Annotated in this window: 13 protein-coding genes and 1 pseudogene; 10 read left to right on the top strand and 4 right to left on the bottom strand. The window is 45.0% G+C overall.

The window, feature by feature from the left end:
• Positions 1–11 precede the first annotated feature (11 nt).
• A complete protein-coding gene (locus tag IEW45_RS00100) occupies positions 12–1,706 on the bottom strand; it encodes a UvrD-helicase domain-containing protein (protein ID WP_188619187.1) in 1,695 nt (564 codons plus the stop codon).
• 330 nt (positions 1,707–2,036) lie between these two features.
• Here IEW45_RS00100 and IEW45_RS00095 point away from each other — a divergent pair.
• The 10 genes and pseudogenes from IEW45_RS00095 to IEW45_RS00050 all read left to right on the top strand — a co-directional run bounded on the left by IEW45_RS00095 (position 2,037) and on the right by IEW45_RS00050 (position 12,830).
• Positions 2,037–2,456 (top strand): annotated as a pseudogene (locus IEW45_RS00095) (single-stranded DNA-binding protein).
• Between the two features lie 28 nt (positions 2,457–2,484).
• Positions 2,485–3,528: a DUF932 domain-containing protein gene (locus IEW45_RS00090; protein ID WP_188619186.1), complete on the top strand. Its 1,044-nt coding sequence runs from the start codon at positions 2,485–2,487 to the stop codon at positions 3,526–3,528.
• A 47-nt stretch (positions 3,529–3,575) separates the two neighbouring features.
• Complete coding sequence (locus tag IEW45_RS00085; RefSeq protein ID WP_188619185.1) at positions 3,576–3,764, top strand: hypothetical protein; 189 nt, start codon at positions 3,576–3,578, stop codon at positions 3,762–3,764.
• A 5-nt stretch (positions 3,765–3,769) separates the two neighbouring features.
• The gene (locus IEW45_RS00080; protein WP_188619184.1) at positions 3,770–4,417 is read left to right on the top strand and encodes a prtrc system protein e; all 648 of its coding nucleotides are present in this window, start codon (positions 3,770–3,772) and stop codon (positions 4,415–4,417) included.
• Positions 4,338–4,580 (top strand): PRTRC system protein C, encoded by a 243-nt coding sequence (locus IEW45_RS00075; protein WP_373283144.1) that lies wholly within the window; start codon positions 4,338–4,340, stop codon positions 4,578–4,580. The genes IEW45_RS00080 and IEW45_RS00075 overlap by 80 nt, the downstream gene beginning before the upstream one ends.
• A gap of 17 nt (positions 4,581–4,597) precedes the next feature.
• Positions 4,598–5,785, top strand: coding sequence for a hypothetical protein (locus IEW45_RS00070; RefSeq protein ID WP_188619182.1), 1,188 nt, complete (start codon positions 4,598–4,600; stop codon positions 5,783–5,785).
• The gene (locus tag IEW45_RS00065) at positions 5,754–6,455 is read left to right on the top strand and encodes a PRTRC system protein B (protein ID WP_188619181.1); all 702 of its coding nucleotides are present in this window, start codon (positions 5,754–5,756) and stop codon (positions 6,453–6,455) included. Before IEW45_RS00070 ends, IEW45_RS00065 begins: the two co-directional genes overlap by 32 nt.
• Positions 6,455–7,237 carry a PRTRC system ThiF family protein gene (locus IEW45_RS00060; protein WP_188619180.1) on the top strand — a complete coding sequence of 261 codons (783 nt, stop codon included), beginning with the start codon at positions 6,455–6,457 and terminating at the stop codon, positions 7,235–7,237. The genes IEW45_RS00065 and IEW45_RS00060 overlap by 1 nt, the downstream gene beginning before the upstream one ends.
• 233 nt (positions 7,238–7,470) lie before the next feature.
• On the top strand, positions 7,471–11,733 hold the full coding sequence (locus IEW45_RS00055; protein WP_188619179.1) for an NACHT domain-containing protein: 4,263 nt from the start codon (positions 7,471–7,473) through the stop codon (positions 11,731–11,733).
• A gap of 11 nt (positions 11,734–11,744) precedes the next feature.
• Positions 11,745–12,830: a hypothetical protein gene (locus tag IEW45_RS00050; RefSeq protein ID WP_188619178.1), complete on the top strand. Its 1,086-nt coding sequence runs from the start codon at positions 11,745–11,747 to the stop codon at positions 12,828–12,830.
• 103 nt (positions 12,831–12,933) lie between these two features.
• On the opposite strand, the gene IEW45_RS00045 is transcribed toward IEW45_RS00050, so the two are convergent.
• The 3 genes from IEW45_RS00045 to IEW45_RS00035 all read right to left on the bottom strand — a co-directional run bounded on the left by IEW45_RS00045 (position 12,934) and on the right by IEW45_RS00035 (position 17,017).
• Positions 12,934–13,251 carry a hypothetical protein gene (locus IEW45_RS00045; protein ID WP_188619177.1) on the bottom strand — a complete coding sequence of 106 codons (318 nt, stop codon included), beginning with the start codon at positions 13,249–13,251 and terminating at the stop codon, positions 12,934–12,936.
• A 494-nt stretch (positions 13,252–13,745) separates the two neighbouring features.
• The gene (locus tag IEW45_RS00040) at positions 13,746–15,662 is read right to left on the bottom strand and encodes a heavy metal translocating P-type ATPase (protein ID WP_188619176.1); all 1,917 of its coding nucleotides are present in this window, start codon (positions 15,660–15,662) and stop codon (positions 13,746–13,748) included.
• 17 nt (positions 15,663–15,679) lie between these two features.
• Complete coding sequence (locus tag IEW45_RS00035) at positions 15,680–17,017, bottom strand: efflux RND transporter periplasmic adaptor subunit (protein ID WP_229665856.1); 1,338 nt, start codon at positions 17,015–17,017, stop codon at positions 15,680–15,682.
• Positions 17,018–17,026 lie beyond the last annotated feature (9 nt).

Genomic DNA, 17,026 nt, shown 5'->3' with positions numbered 1-17,026 from the left:
TAGCATTAGGACTAAATAGGTAAGATATCGAATAGGCTTCCCTCCTCTTCTAGGGTTTGCAAATTATTGCTTTCGATAAGAAACAGTTCGTCCAGTGACCTGGTGATGGCAACATACTTGAGGTTCAGTTCCTGGATTTTTTCCCAATCTTTATGATATAGCCTCTTAAATGGTAGCTGGTCATATCCAAGTATGAATACCCTTTCGTTTTCAAGCCCCTTAGCCCTGTGGATAGTTGATAGCTTTATGGAATTGCTTGGCGCGGATATGAATTCCTTAATCTTCTTTAAGATATCCACCAGTGTCTTGCACTCCTCCTTCCAAAGCTCATATTTTTTATTTAAGAACCGAAGCTTTTGCTCCAGAATGTCCTTTTGCTCTTCTATATATAGGCTGCGCTCCTTACTGTCGATTATTGGTGCCGCATTCTTTTTTATTATCCACATCCATCGGTTAAAGACAGCCTCTGAAATGGACTCGAATTGCTTTGGCTGATAGGCAATGATCGCATTAAGTTCTTCCTGCTTAAAAATGCTCTTTATTTCATTGATGATTTCCCTTGCTTCATCTTCGTGAATATGTACTTTTATATTCTCGTCAATAAAATTAAAGACAAGGACGATAATCGGATCCCTAAATCTTGATATAATGAGATTACCGGGCCTTGCCAGTTTTACAATTTCCCCGAAAGCAATTTTATGGATTTTGCCCGCCTCCGGTTTATTCCCTTTGATGTCGCTCCTTATTTTTTGCGCCAATGCTACTATATCTGCCGGACAGCGAAAACATTCTGTCAGGGGAAGTGCCTTGGCTTTTGTGATTTTTTGTATGTTATAGAATGACTCTATATCTGCTCCTGTAAATCCGTAAATAGATTGGCGGGGATCTCCAACTGCCAGAATACGTCCTGTCCGCTTTCCGTATTTCATAGCAATAGCTAATTGTGACCTGGACAAATCCTGACACTCGTCGATAAAAAGGAAGCTGTATTTTTTTGAAGGTTCTAATTTCCAGTGGTACGGCAGGTACAGCATATCCGTAAAATCGATAATCATTGTCCTTTCAGAAAGATCATTTCCCTCCTTAAGGATGATACGGTGTGCCTCAAAATAATTGAGAGCCTCTTTATGAAAATCTTTTTTCTTTACATCAATATCATTGAACAGGTTGTAATGAATAGCCATCTCTTTAAAGCTCTCAATGTCATCTTTTGTCAGGGTAGCCCTATACTTCTGATTTATCTCCAGCAACTTACTCCTGATTGTAGAATATAAGTTATTTAAAGCAAACTTAGCCTTATCATCAAAGGGTGTAATATCATAGTCATTAATGATAGCGATATTTTCAAAAAAAGGCCTGATCTTTTCCAGGAGTTCTTCATTTTTAAGCAGTTCACGGTATTTGTCTTCCCGAAGATTTATCGGATGCCCTGTTCCGTTATTTTCATGAAGAATACTTCGTCCTAACGAGTGCATGGTCTTTACAACTACTTCAGGAAACCCCTTTTGGCTGAATTTATAGGCAATTTCATTGGCAATACTGTTATTAAACGCACAAAATAGAATATCATTCCTGTTGGGAACAAACTTGACGCACTCCATAATCGTGGTAGTCTTACCGGCTCCGGCAACCGCATCTATAATACCATGTCCATCATCATTCTTTACAAAATCAAAAATTTGCAATTGTTCCGCTGTATGCTTCATAAGTTGTTTGTTAATTGGATTATAAAAATAAATAATTTTTAACACTATTGCCCATATTCCGAAAGTACTTCAAACATAATAGGTGGCGGAAAAGGACATTTCCAATGCGAAAACGGCCAAAAAGGGCAGCTAAGCTAGCAGGCGGCGGTTGCTCCGTGCGCATAATGGCTCCTGCTGCCGCGCGGGCCACCCTCCGGGACTTATAGCACGCCGCGCCCTTACCGCCCGCTTTGGGCTGGCTTTCTTTTTTTCCGTTTTTTCTTTTGGAAAATGTTATGCGGGATTGGGGAAAGCAACAGAACATTTTGTCAAACTTAAAATCTTTCGATTATGGAAATTACAGGACGACTGACAGCGGATGCCCAGGTGCGTACGCTGTCCGACAACAGGCAGGTAGTGAATTTTTCCGTGGCGGTCAGTGACAGCTACAAGGCAAAAAGCGGGGAACGTATCACACAGACCTAATTCTTTGACTGTTCCTACTGGATAGGCACAGGCATAGCGCAGTACCTCACCAAAGGAACTATTGTAGAACTTTCAGGGCGTGTAAGTGCACGGGCTTGGGTGGACAGCGAAGGCAACGCTAAGGCGGGGCTGAACTTCCACACCTCCAAAATTACCCTGCACGGTGGCGGGGCTGCCACAGATAAAGCGCAGCCTGTAAACCAGACCGCAGCAGGCGAAGCACCCGTGTACGAAGCCGAAGTAGTACCCAATGGTACAGCCCCTGACGATGACCTACCGTTTTAAAACCGTTTAACCTTTAAATTGAAATATCATGGCACATAATATAAATTTCAATGAAGCAACAGGGCAACATGCCTTTATGAGTGTAAAACAACCTGCATGGCACGGGCTTGGGCAGATAGTGGAAAACTACCCGACAAGCCGTGAAGCGATAGCCTTTGCAGGCTTGGACTACGAGGTGGTAAAAGCACCCCTGTTTGCTAAGACCGAAGCAGCAGGGCTTGATTTTGCCGTACCGAACCAGTACGCGACCCTGCGCACCGATACCAATGCCGTTTTCGGTGTGGTCGGCAAGGATTACCAAATTGTACAAAATGCCGATGCGTTCGCTTTTTTCGATGCCATTGTAGGCGGTGGCGAGGGCATATTGTATGAGACCGCAGGCGCACTCGGCAACGGGGAACGCATTTTTATTAGCGCCAAGCTGCCCGGCTATATCCGTGTGGGCAATGGCGATGACGTAACGCAAAAGTATATTTTCCTGACCACCTCCCACGATGGTAGTGGAAGTATTACCGCAGCCTTTACGCCCGTGCGTATCGTATGCCAAAACACCCTTAATGCAGCCCTGAAAACCGCTACCAACGTGGTACGCATACGCCATACCGCAGGGGCTAAGGAACGTTTGGAGCAGGCGCACAAAGTAATGGGCGTTGCCGATATGCTTTCACTACAATTAGAGGGCATTTTTAATGAGTGGGCTAATGTGCGCATTGAAGATAAGCAGGTGAAGCAACTGATACAGTTGGCACTATGTCCCAACAAAGAAACCTACAACCTTTTAAAGAAAGGGGCTACCGAAGAACTTTCGACAATGTACAAAAACGCCTGTGATGCTGCCTTTGAATACGCTATGGCAGACGACACCCAAAGCCTTGTAACCACCAAAGGCACGTTGTTTGGCGCGTACAATGCCGTTACGGGCTACTACCAAAATGTACGCAGCTTTAAAACGGGCGAGGATAAACTGAAAAGTATCTGCTTGGGCGGCACGGCACAGGCACGGGGGCAAAAAGCCTTTGACCTGTGCGGAGATTTCTCTAAAAACGGGGCGGTTGCCCTGCAATGCAACTGACAGTTAACCGCTGCACCGCTAAGCGGTGCAGCATAAAATACAATGTTATGAGCATATTAGCACAGACCACAGAACGCAAGGCAGTAACCACACTAAAAAAAGTACTGCCGATTATGGAAAGGCTTGACCACGTGGCAATGACCGCAGCCGATGCCTTTGACACCGCAACCGCACTGAACCTCATCAGGCGAGTAATAGAGAGCAACCCCGAACCGAAACGCAAACCAAAAAGATAAATGCCATGCCAGTAACGAATTTTTTCGCCCATATCGCAGCCATCCCGTTCGAGGGCTGCCTGAACATTACCGTCAGAAAGGACGGGGAGCAACTGACCACCTCCGTACTGCTGCAAAATGAGGGCTGCGGGGATGCAGCAAAGAACCATATACCGCCCCTGATTTTAAGGGGTAGCGCAAAGGAATTGTGTGAGGGCTTCTTTGATGCTGTCAGCGCACCTGTAGCCGAAACCTCTAAACTGCTCGTGAATATGGAAGCCTACCTTAAAGGGCAGGAAACCGCCAAAAAAAATGCAGCGATGGAAAAGAAAAAAACCGAAAAAACGGATAAAGCCGATAAATCGGACAAGCCCGCCACACCCGAGGAAATCAAAGAAATGAAATACAAGGGCATTATGGCGGAAGTGGATAAACTCGAAGCAGCAGGTAAATTCAGGGAAGCATGGCTAAAAGTGCCAAAAACTTCCGAGTTCCCCGAAAAATCCGAGGAAATCCGCAACCGCAGGTCGAGCCTGTCGGCTCAATTCAGCCCCGACCTGTTTGGTGCTGAACAACCTGCTACTGATATAACGAATGTTGAACCTAAAACCGAACAAGATGCTACAGACCTTATTGATGCCGAGGGTGTTCCTGATGAAAGACAAGGGGAATGAATTTACCCTGACCGACCCCGACCCGAAATGGAGCGTGGAAGCCGTGATGCATTTCTATGCGAACACGTACCCGACACTAACGACCGCCAAGACAGTCGGCCCTGAAATTACAAACGATACCGTACTGTACCGTTTTGAAACCACTATGGGGACAAAAGGATAATTGTAAGACCTAACGTTATGGACTATGCAAAAGATAATAGCGGGGCAGTTACGGCTGCCCCAAAACAAAAGACAAAAGCTGCTGCACAAAAACACAGCCGAGTTCCTGACGGGCTTGCAGCGCAGGAAAGACACCGCCGAGGTACTTTCCGACCACCCAATGTCAGCCCCTGTGGGGCTGCTGCCTATGGTTTTCTGAAAACCCGTTTTTTGCCACATTATGCAGGGCAGGCAATCGCAGGCAGCAGCGAAAAAGAGGACTTTTACCGGAGTTTTAAACTGCTGTGTGAACATTATAATGTGAACCCTGTGGACACTACAGGTTTTGCCTATCCCTATGGCAGGGAGGTTGCCCTGCACGAAGCCGCGCGGCTGCTCAATGAGAAGTATTCCCAACATGTCGGTTTGGAACTGTTGGAGCATAACGGCAGTTTCATAGTTGAAGCAACAGAAACCTGCTATACAGGTAACACGCTGTTTTACATTCCTGTGCTGCCCCTGCATTATATGATTAAAGACAAAAAGCACCGTAAAGGCGCACGGCTCTTGCTTTGTGTGTTCAGCTACCTGTTCCATACCGTACATATTCCGTATTACACCGAGGACAGTTTTTTGTATTGGCAGTATGAAATGGTTTCCGAATGGGTGCAAAATGACCCCGATGATTGGAAACAAAAAGACTATTACGATTATGTAAGCCAGTTACGGGCTGCGCAGCAATACGGGGAAACCATGCTACGCAGGATTTGGAACACGGTACACTTTGACCATTTCGTGGAATGGCTCGAAGCCTTTACGCCCTGTGATGATTTGGACAGACAATGCCAAAGTATCGCCCAAAAGTTTTACAGCCTGTGGCAGGACTACCCTGAAACCTCCATCTACAAACACGCCGATACAAGCTGCCTGCCTGATTTTGAAAACGATGATTATGATGATTACGAATGCATCACGATGGAAAAATACATCGGCTTTGTCGCCTGTACTGACGGGTGGCTGTATGAAAACGTACAACAGTCGGTTAACGCCAACTTTAACGAAAGCGTGTCAAAACAAGAGCCTGTCCTGAAACGTTTCTTTGACGGGCAACCGCAGGACAACGATACCCTCGATTTTGAATGCCGACTGTTCCCACTTTTAAATGAATTGTGCTACCTCTTAAACAACTACGATTATGACACCAAACGTCCCTCTATACCAACCTAAAGCCGCCCTTGTAGTTTTTACTGCAAGCGGTTTTACCGCCCCCTATATTGAGTATTACGACATGGACGAAAGCGGAAGCCCTGTAAACCCACACCCTTTAACCGTGAGGGAAGCGCAAAGCCTTTCCAAAGCCCTTGATACCCGAGAGCAGGCAGGCAAGGCATTCCTGCGCCCCGAGGGCGTACTGCCTGATACTGTGTTGCACCTTAACCCGTCCGACAACGGCAGCGTGCTATGGTACACCAAGCCCCAAAGGCAACAACTTTACTTTGCCGAAAGCCTGGGATTGGATAACGGCACGGTTGCCCTGCCTGCCCTCGTTTGGAAAGCCACTAAAAAGGAACTGCAACTATTTGCCCTGAACGGTAAAGCCAAACCAAAAATAGATACCCCGTTATACCATGCCCCCTTTTTTAACCTCTACCAAAAGGGCAATGTGTGTATGGGTAATGTAAACATCGCCATTAAATCCGCTGCGACCTTAGAGGAATTCATTACGGCATGGCAAGGCTATTTTTTCGGGAGTTATTTTTCCCACCACATCAATGACCACAACCCCGTAGGTGTTAACCTGTTTAACCTCTACAAAGAACTTATGGCAGACCCTGAAAAGCCATTTCCAACCGACACCTTAAAAACCACACCGCTAACCCTTAAAAACCTATTGTAATGGAAACGAAAACAAAAGCACACTTTACCGCACCCGAACTGCTAAACCCGACCAACCCCATAAAGGTCTGCCTGATTGGCGCAGGCGGTACAGGCTCACAGGTGCTGACAGGCTTGGCACGGATGTCCCACAGCCTGCAACAATTGGGACACGCAGGCTTTCAGGTCAGCCTGTGGGATGATGATGTAATTACGGATGCCAACCGTGGCAGGCAGTTGTTTGCGGAGTGCGAAGTGGGCTTATTCAAAGCCACCGCCCTCATTACCCGTACCAACCGCTTTTTCGGCACAGCGTGGAGAGCCGTAGAAAAACCATTTACCGCTAATACCGTAACAGGCAGGAATGCGATTTATATTTCCTGTGTGGACACCGCAGCAGCCCGTTTCGGGATTGCGGACGTTTTAAATGATTTGGATTTGAGTGCATACGGTTCCGATACGCCCCGTTACTGGATGGACTTCGGTAACAGCAGGGACACAGGGCAGGTTATCCTTTCCACAATCGGCAGTATCCAACAGCCTGCATCGGAAAAGTTCATACCTGTGGGCAGCCTGCCACAGGTTACAAAAGAATTTGCGGAGTTGCTCTTACAGGGCGATACCGAAAACCTGCCGAGCTGCTCACTTGCCGAAGCCCTCGAAAAACAGGATTTGTTCATCAACTCCGTATTGGCACAAATGGGTTGCAGCCTGTTGTGGCAACTTTTTAGAAAGGGCTTTACCGAGCAGCGGGGTGTGTTTGTTAATTTAGGGGATTTGAGGACAATGCCACTGCCGCTTTAGGCGGTGTCGCGCTACAGGGAACCTTCCCGGGGTTTCCTGCGGCGCGGGACTGCTGTTACCTTAATAACCGATACATTACTTTACGGAAAAGTCATTCACTCCCACTTTTCAACAGTTTACCCTCTGATATCTCCTCACCGACGTTACAGAATGATTTTCACTGTTCATAAAATCTCATCCGCTTTCACCAATCTGACCCTGTGAATCTTTATATTAGTAGTAAATTTTTACATGTGAAAAAAGGCGGAGATTTAGAAACAGTTGCCATTGACTTTCTTGAGCGAATTTGCAAGGAAATGGGGCTGTCGGTAGCAACATTACGTATACAGCACTCAGGAAGTCAGGATGGTTATGATGACCTGATACAGGTTATTGACCAAAAGGGCATTACCTTTACCATATACTGTGAGTGCAAGGACTACACAACTAAGCTTAATTACTCGGAGGCCATGACAAAGCTTCCTCAACTCGCTTCCACACACAGGGATATCGACCTGGCACTATTCCTATCCCCTTTTCAGCCTTTCAGTAATATTATGGAACCTACAAGGAACAAGCCCTTCTTTGAAGCCCTTGTAACCAACCTGTTCTCTGTAGCCTTTCTGACACCGGACCAGAGGATACAGGACTATATCAGCCTTTATTCTGACTTATATAAAAAAATCTACCGCAAAGAGGCGTTAGTACTCAATGCGGAACAACGCCGTACACTTATCGCTAATTTCAGGAGCTTTCTCTTTTCTGATAACCTGCTCAGCCAGGTTACCATACAGGAGACCGACCGGCAAGTCTATATCGGAAAGCTACTTAAAGACCCGATAACAATATCGCGTACCCTACGCCCCTCAAAGGAGCGGAGTCTTATGGAAATGTATAATCCCTCGGGAATCAGCCTAGAAAGGGCATTGGCGACAGTTGAAAAGGGTATTGTCCTCCTGGGGGGTGCGGGCTACGGTAAATCGACCGAACTGCGCAATTTTGCGGTGTCTTCATGGGAAAGCAGAAACAGCAAATCCAACGTTTGCTTTTTTGTCCAGCTTAAAACTTTTAACAGGGCAAGCTCCATTGAAGAGTTGCTTCCCAAACAGGCACTGCGTACGGCAGGGCTTGTTATCATTCTTGACGGGGTCGATGAGGTGGAAAACATTACTGATTTTACCAACAAACTCAGGGCTTATATCGATGAGCACGAAACCAAGCTCAAAAAATACAAAATAAGGTTCATTATCAGCTGCCGCACCAATGTCTACAGGAAATACATCAAACAGGTAGCTGCCTTCAACGAATACTACCTGAACGAGGTTGCCTTTTCTCAGGCGGCGCCGTTCCTTTTTGAAAAATTCGGATTGGATCTGAGCACCCAGCCAAATTTTGATTACAGCCAGCAGCGACAGCTCTTTGAGAATCCTTTCTATCTAGAACTGATAGGAAAGTATTACCTCCAGCATAAAAGCCTTCGTACCGATAAGGCCACACTGATTCGTGAATTCGTGAATTCACGGTTAAAACACGATGAGGATAATAAATTCAGTAATGATGCCGGCTTTGACATTGACAGGATTATTTCGGATACCAGACGGGCTGCCTTCACCTTTGAGTCGCTTCAAAAAACAAACTTAAGTGCCGCCGATCTTAAAAAAGTTACAGGAATGGAGGCCACAACATTGGCAAAAAACCCTTTCCTGGAAGAAAACACCGATGGTACGTGGGCTTTCGAAAATAAAAACATTCAAGAATATTTTGTAGCAACCCTTATGGTGGAACTTTCGTTCGAAGAGATTCTTGAGCTGATCCGCATCGACACCGATATCAATAAAGTACATCCCTCATGGTATAACGTTGTTTCTTTTACCCTGAACCTGAACCTGCCACAGCAGGTGTATGCAGATCTTGCCGACTGGCTGGCTGAACATGATTACGAAGTGCTTTTTAACGCCGACGCCAACCTGATCAGTGATGATATCAAGGAACGATTGCTGGTCCGCTATTTTGAGAGGCACTGCGAACAGGAAACCCTATGGATAAATGATGCCGGGCAGATCGCACGTTTCAGCCAGACCGAAGCCAATATCACCTACCTGCTCAAAAAAATTGCAGATGAGAGCATTCACAGGCGTGCCCGAATGTCAGCGGTCAAGATCCTTTCGCTAATGGAACCGGCGCACCACCATAATGAAAGTGTCAAGACACTGGTGAAACAGGTTCTTTCGGCTGATTACATGGATGAAGATTACATTTACCTTAAAGAGGACATAATAATGCTCAGTAAGAGCCTGGGGCTGAGTGACGACCGGGAATTCTTTGGCGAACTAATAGAAATAGTTAGGGAGGATGATCACAAAGAAGTGGTGGGAGCTGTCCTCAGGGCTGTCCCTGAGGCTACGGTAGAGAACCATCTGGATTACTTTTTGGGTATACTCGACAAAGCACTTGGTTTAAAGCAATGGAAATTTACTGCCAGGACACGCTCGATAAACTCTACTAAGGATACACTATTTGAGCATTTTTGCCGGATTACCAATCCCGATAAGCTTCTTCGTATTTACCGGTTCCTATTGGCCAGGCATAAGGAGAATTCACTTAAGGAAAGTGTATTGAAGGATTTTTTGGAGCATATGGAAAACGTCTTCAAAGACAGGCCGGAATACAATGACACCTTAACCGATATGATCAGCAAGGCTGTTATCAATGATAATATTAGGTATTATGAGGATGACCTGCTTGTGAATCTTGTAAAGGCATGTGCAATAGCAAGGCCTGTGGCAACAGCTGTACTTAAAGCTGTAAAGGGCAACAGCAGCACCAAACATTTTCTGGTTGAAATCATGGAGGAAAAGGACTTCATAATGATTACCGAACAGTACCACAGCGGCAGTGTGAATGATGATTTTATAAGAGAATACCGGAATGTACTTAGCTACCGCAGCTTCACCTTAAGCAAAAGGTTTGAGGAATTTGTGGAGCAACACAGCAGCTACCTCTTTTTAGACAAGCTAAGCATCGGCGAGGCCGATCAATGGGCAATGGTTCGCAGTACCGATAAACAGGAAGACTTCAACCTGCTTTTTAACCGGGAGGGATTGCTGGGACAGATCAACTATATGTATGGGTATCTCGGCAAGGATACCATGACAAATAAGGATCTGGAAACTGTTTATAGGAAGTATTACCACGACCTTGACCTTTTTAAGGCCGTGCGTAGCAATGCCAAGCACCTGCTCGGACAAATGATACGCCGCAAAAAGGGGATGAAGCTTTCTGATGCCCCGAAAAGGTTAGCCGCTATGGAAACTGACATCATGTTTGACATCTATCAGGCACTTCCCAAAAAGGATGAGAAAAACCAGAAGATTGAGGTTTCCCAGATGCAGGTGAAATATATAGAAAATTGGTGTGTCAATACGGCGGATAATCTAAGAGAGTTCTACAAGTCAAGATTAATTGAAGATAAAGAACTGCGTTATACCGAAGAATTCAAGGTCTACGAACTGATCCACAATTTCCAGAAATATTTCAGGTTTCCGCTGGATAAGGAGACACTGTTGAATTTCCTGTATTTTAAACTGTGGGAAGGCATAAACATTCAACTTTCGGGACAGGCTAATCCATCTGAGAACCTTACCTCTGACGGTCTGACCAATGAAGAGATTGGGCAGCGTGTTGTCTGGAATCTTGTCCATGCCCAGCTGCCGGCATCCTGTTTTTACGGTCACCTCTCCTATTGCCTGGACCATGATATCGACATTATGTCGCTAAATATAAACTTTCTGGATATCATTTACCGTTATCTTGATTACGGCAGTGAAGTAACTGCCATACAATTAATTAAGCGGCTTTACGAAAATGACGACAATGTACTTGACGAACTTATGCACTACCAGGGAGATTCAAGGGTACGCCGCATGGTCTATGATACAATTATAGATATTTGGAGCAAGAGCGAAAAAAATGACAAAATAAGGACATTCCTATTACAGAATGAGCGGGAACTGATAGATAATCAGGTATATGATGAGATTGATATTATCAGGCACATGGTCGGTTGCAACGACCCAAATGCATTCAAGAGTCTGCTCGGTTATATTACTGCACGACTTAAGGAAAAAAAGATTGTAACCATACAATTCCGTAACGATGATTGGCAACGCTACAGCAATGTTGAGGGCATAGATGATCTTGTAGCTCTGATGGAACTGTACCTTACAACTCCCGACAGCAAGGCAATTTACGATAGGTTTACACTACCGACCCGCATTGCCTCGGAAGCGCTGATAAATATTTGTAAGAATTATGATGCTGCTACCTGTACTGTGGTAATTGAAAGGCTCTCTAAAATGGATTTCCGAAAAATAAATGCAACCGGGGGTGACTTGTTTTATTATCACCGCCTAAAGAATGATATTATGGAAATTTATTATAAACATAAATCGAAAGCCTATAGCCTTCGGGAAGTAATCGGATTACTGGATGGGAACAGGCATCTGTTTATCCCCTGAAAATATAAAGGATGGAAAAGGTAACCTTAACCCGAAAAGAATTTTATAACCTGGTATGGAGTACTCCGCTGAGCAAGCTGGCAAAGACCTATGCCATATCGGATAACGGCCTTCGTAAGATGTGCAAAAAATACCAAGTCCCGATACCGCCTAACGGCTACTGGCAGAAACTGAAGTTCAACAAGCCGGTGATGCCCGGGAAGTTGCCGGCTTTTGGTACGGGTAATGATGCCATTGAACTCACCCTTCGCGGAGATGAAAACCCCTTTAACCTTGACGCCTCGCCTGAAACAATTCTGGTACGGAAACTGAAGGCTGACCCTGATGCACCGCTGATCGTACCCGAAACCCTTGCCAAGGCACATCCCCATATTAGGGAAACCAAGCGCTACTGGGTGGAACAAAACAAGCACAGCGACCGCTTCCGTTTTGGGAATGCCATGCCCCATCTCAGTATCGGCACAGAGAAAGCCAACAGACCGAGGGCACTGCTTTTCTTTGATACCCTTATAAAATTACTGGAATACCGCGGGCATGGAGTTGCCATCAACGAAAGGGGTACTTTTGCCCTTATTGATGGCGTTGAGATAAAGCTCTCGCTTCGGGAAGCTTCCAACAGAGTCTACAACACCGAATCGCGATGGCCTACCTCTGAACTGATACCCAACGGCAAGCTCATCCTGAAATCAGGCAGGTACTCCTTTGATAAAGAATGGCGGGATAATAAAACAAAAATTGAGGATATGCTGCCCAGAATCGTAGTGCGGCTCGAACTTGATGCGCAAAAAGAAGCCCAGTGGAGAGAGACGGCAAGGATCGCTGCCATAGAGCGTGAGAAAGAAGAGCAGCTAAGACAGGAAAAGGAAAGGTTGCGAAAGGCCGAGCAGGCAAAGCTGGATACTCTCCTCTCACAGGCTGATAACTTTGCGAAGGCGGAAAAAATACGGGCTTTTGTCGCTGCTGCAGAGCGTACGGCAATGATAAAGGGTGGAATTTCCGAAGAGATACAACTTTGGATAGATTGGGCACTTGCAAAGGCCGACTGGTACGACCCTACAATAGTTACATCGGATAGCATATTAGGTGACCTTGATTAAGAGCATTAACAGCTGGATAAGCACTTGGTTGAAAAAGTTATATCTTATGATTTCAGCGACAAACTATAATAGCTATCTGACAATCCGGGAAGGTCAGCTAAACTCATTTGATAGTAAAAGTATAAATTGGGTTATGCAACACTACAGGACTTGCAATACTGAAAATATTATCTGCAAAAGTTATAGGTTGCCTGTTGATAACCGCGATGGCAAGGCACCATCCTAAAGTGAACATCTGCTGTGTATCCAACATTCTCATGGCTTCCAGCATTGAAACATCAATCTCAAATTTCTGATTGAGGTAGCCAAGGCAATCCTCTGCTAAAACGACAGCTTCGTTTACCAGGCGTTCCTCATCATACATCGACATTTCACTGTGAAATGCCTGTATACCGTCAGCTGTAAAGGGATGCTTTTTCATTTTGTGTCATTAAGCCATGCAATATATAAGTATCCTTATTGAAACATGTTACAAAAAGCGTTCAGTGAGTTGTAAAAAAAGTGCTTTCAATGCATCAAAACCACAGGAAAGATAGTCTCAATACACTTAATAGCAACTGACAGCGAAAACAGTCATTACTGGCGGTTGAATACTTAGATATGCCTTTTTGGCAGAAAATCAGTCTTTTACAAAAATTTTATGAGGTGGAATGCCCCGTTTGCCATGGTACTCGCTTTTCGGTCTTTTCCTTTGAGAATAACTATGGAAGATCGAATAATTTTTGTGACAATACCACTTTTGTATCTGACTGCCATTTTGGGTTTCATACTAAAAAGTGGACTGTCACAGAAAACATTGTAAGATCTATCTTCTTTCTCAAATTAACCAATAACTTAAAGTATCCATTACAATTGATTTTACATTGAAAATATTAGCCTGTATTTATTTCTCAACTTTATATTTAAAAGAAATGTCTAAATGTCAGACTTCTGTATTCGTACTGCATTCAGTATGGCAAGCAGGGCAACACCTACATCGGCAATAACAGCCTCCCACAAATTGGCAACTCCTCCTGCACCAAGTCCTAAAACAATAATTTTAACAGTCATCGCTAAAATTATATTCTGCCAAACGATTTTCTTTGTTAGCTTTCCGGCACGAATAGCGGTGACTATTTTGGAAGGCTGATCATTCTGTATTACGATATCAGCTGTTTCTATTGTGGCATCGCTACCAAGTCCTCCCATGGCAATACCGGCATCAGCGAGTGCCACAACAGGTGCATCGTTAACCCCGTCACCCACAAAAGCTATCCGTTTTCCCTGGTCTTTTAATTCCTGAACCTTTTCAACCTTACCTTCTGGAAGCAGGTCGCCATAAGCATTGTCAATCCCGATTTCCTTTGCAACCTGTTTAACCACAGTCTCTTTATCTCCGGAGAGCATAACTGTCTGTATACCCAAGTTATGCAGTTCAGTTATAACTACTGGTGCATCCTCCTTTATTTGATCAGCTATAGTAATGTACCCGCTGTATTGATTATCAATAGCTACCACAACTATGGTATATACTTTTGCATCTACACTATGCGGGTAATCAATATTAAATTTCTTCATCAGTTTTGTGTTGCCTGCAAGGACTTCTTTCCCAGCGACGATGCCTTTGAGCCCGTGCCCGGAAATCTCCTCTACATTTGAGATAGAGATGTTGTGCAAAGCTTCCTTACCGACGTATTCCATTACTGCCAGTCCGATAGGATGTGTTGATTGGCTTTCCAAGACAGCCGCCAATTTAAGCAGTTCGTTTTCCGTCACACCCTGAGCTACAACTTCCTGTACTTTAAAAATGCCTTCGGTCAATGTCCCTGTTTTATCCATTACTACAACATCAACCTCCGTCATTACATCTAGAAAATTAGAACCCTTAAACAAGATACCTTTTCGTGAAGCAAGGCCGATCCCTCCAAAATAGCCTAATGGGATAGAGACCACTAAGGCACACGGACAGCTGATAACAAGAAAGACAAGTGCGCGATAGAACCAAACCTCAAAAATATAGTCCTCTACAAACAAGTAAGGGACCAGGCAAACAAGCAAAGCTAATGCAAAAACAATGGGCGTATACACCTTAGCAAAACGGCTTATGAAAAGCTGTGTCTGTGATTTCCGTGAGGTAGCATCCTGCACCATTTCCAGTATCCGGCTGAGCTTGCTGTCCTGAAACAAAGCTGTAACCTTTACTTCGGCCACTGTATTGAGATTTATCATTCCGGCAAAGATCCTCTCGCCTTTTTGCTTAGTATCAGGCTTACTCTCACCGGTCAGGGCTGCTGTGTTAAACGAGGCTTTATCAGATACCAGCTCACCGTCCAGGGCAACTTTCTCCCCCGGCTTCACCTGTATAACCTCACCAACCTTTACCTCCTTAGGATGAATAACTTCTGTCTTATTGCTACGGATTACTGTCACTTCGTCCGGTCGAACATCAAGCAGTGCCTTGATACTGTGTTTAGCTTTATTTACCGCACTGTCTTGGAACCACTCCCCTATGGAGTAAAAAGCCATAACAGCTACCCCTTCACTGTAGGATCCGATAGCAAATGCACCTAAGGTGGCAACGCTCATAAGAAAAAACTCATTGAAGAAAGCAAATCTTTTTGCCTTACTCCAGGCTAAAAAAAGTACATTATATCCTGATAACAAATAAGCTATAGCATAAATGATAAAATTATAAGGAAATACCGGAATATAGTCAAAACCATATTCCAGTGTAAGCATTACAAAAAGAATGGCTATTGCCAAAAGCAACGGCCAGTGCCCTTTACAGCCCTCATTGTCTTCCACAATTTTTGCGGTCGAGCCCTGTGTAATTGAAGCATTGTCGTTATTCATAGTGCATAATTTTGTGATTAGTGTTGGTGGCCTCCGCCTCCTTCGCTCTTAAGCAGGTGGCTTTGGATATAATAAGCGCCTTTGAGCACGATTTTGGCATCTTTTTCAATATCCTTCAGGATTGTCACCTGGACATAACCTAACTGGCTTGTTCCTGTCTTGACCTCAATACGCTGGAAATGGTAGGTTTTGCCTTCCGGTTCTTTATGCTCGTGGCCGTCATCATGAGTGTGGCCCACCTGGGCGTCGTGGTCGTGCCCATGCCCGTCATCGTGGCTGTGGCCTTCCTGCTTATCATGAGGGGGTTCCTCATGCCCTTCTTCCAGGACAAAGATATACTCCCTGCCGTCAGCCCTTATAACCGCATCGGCAGGCAGTGCCTCTACCTGGCTTGTGCCCACATCGATAAGCGCATTGACATACATCCCCGATATAAGTGACTTTGTCGGGTTCAGTATCTCCGCATGTACGGCAACCGACTTGGTATCGTTTTCAAAGGACTTGCTCACATTGAATACCTTGCCTATTATTTCGGTATTGTCCTGGTTGGTCAGCACGAACCTGATGTTTTGCCCCTCTTTTACCTTTTGGAGGTCCTTCTCATACACAAGAAGGTCTACATGGAGCTTGGAATTATCCACGATGGTGAACAGCGGCTTACCAACTTCCGCATTGCTGCCGAGTTTGACGTTCACTTGCGTAACGTAGCCTGATAAAGGTGCGGTAAGTGACATTACCGATGTGGCCGATGACTTACTGAGGTTCAGCACTGACAGCTGCCTGTCAAGGGAAGCCAGCCGCGCTTTCTCGATATCATAATCGGATTTGGTGCGTTGGAACACTTTCTTGGAATTTACGTTTTCCTCACTGAGTATCTTCTGCCTATCGTATTCAAGTTTTAGGAACTCCAGGTTGCTTTTGGAAGTTAGGTAAGCTTCTTGTAGCTGCGCAAATTCAGGGCTCTCAAGGGTCGCCAGCACCTGCCCTTTCTTTACGAACTGCCCTTCTATGACGTTAATGGACTTGACGATACCTGTCATGTGCACTGAGACGTCCGCCTGGTTTTGCGGGGGAAGTTTTGTATAGCCGTTGGCATTGACAACTTCGCTGAGGTTTTTCAATGAAAATGTCCCGAGCTCGATTGAGGAAGCTGTGAACTGCGCCTCATTGAGCTCGACTTCCTTAATGGCAGATGTTTTCTTTTCACCGCTTTCCTGCCTCTTTTCTTCCTGTTCGTGCTCATGGTTGTGGGCATCGCCTTCCATAGTATTGCTCAGCAGGAAGTAATCGAAGGCAAACACGGCTGCCAGCCCCAAAATTATATACAGTATATGTTTAAGCTTTATATTTTTCATTATAGTCAC

Origin of the sequence: Flavobacterium suaedae, from assembly GCF_014642915.1 — a bacterium.
Classification (GTDB): Bacteria; Bacteroidota; Bacteroidia; order Flavobacteriales; family Flavobacteriaceae; genus Flavobacterium; species Flavobacterium suaedae.
Note: the sequence above shows the minus strand (reverse complement) of the source record. Positions and strands in the feature narration are given on the sequence as shown.

Excerpts from the sequence above, each read along its gene's own strand:
- IEW45_RS00100 (WP_188619187.1), bottom strand. The coding sequence starts at position 1,706 with ATGAAGCATACAGCGGAACAATTGCAAATTTTTGATTTTGTAAAGAAT.
- IEW45_RS00090 (WP_188619186.1), top strand. The coding sequence starts at position 2,485 with ATGGCACATAATATAAATTTCAATGAAGCAACAGGGCAACATGCCTTT.
- IEW45_RS00085 (WP_188619185.1), top strand. The coding sequence starts at position 3,576 with ATGAGCATATTAGCACAGACCACAGAACGCAAGGCAGTAACCACACTA.
- IEW45_RS00080 (WP_188619184.1), top strand. The coding sequence starts at position 3,770 with ATGCCAGTAACGAATTTTTTCGCCCATATCGCAGCCATCCCGTTCGAG.
- IEW45_RS00075 (WP_373283144.1), top strand. The coding sequence starts at position 4,338 with ATGTTGAACCTAAAACCGAACAAGATGCTACAGACCTTATTGATGCCG.
- IEW45_RS00070 (WP_188619182.1), top strand. The coding sequence starts at position 4,598 with ATGGACTATGCAAAAGATAATAGCGGGGCAGTTACGGCTGCCCCAAAA.
- IEW45_RS00065 (WP_188619181.1), top strand. The coding sequence starts at position 5,754 with ATGACACCAAACGTCCCTCTATACCAACCTAAAGCCGCCCTTGTAGTT.
- IEW45_RS00060 (WP_188619180.1), top strand. The coding sequence starts at position 6,455 with ATGGAAACGAAAACAAAAGCACACTTTACCGCACCCGAACTGCTAAAC.
- IEW45_RS00050 (WP_188619178.1), top strand. The coding sequence starts at position 11,745 with ATGGAAAAGGTAACCTTAACCCGAAAAGAATTTTATAACCTGGTATGG.
- IEW45_RS00045 (WP_188619177.1), bottom strand. The coding sequence starts at position 13,251 with ATGAAAAAGCATCCCTTTACAGCTGACGGTATACAGGCATTTCACAGT.
- IEW45_RS00040 (WP_188619176.1), bottom strand. The coding sequence starts at position 15,662 with ATGAATAACGACAATGCTTCAATTACACAGGGCTCGACCGCAAAAATT.
- IEW45_RS00035 (WP_229665856.1), bottom strand. The coding sequence starts at position 17,017 with ATGAAAAATATAAAGCTTAAACATATACTGTATATAATTTTGGGGCTG.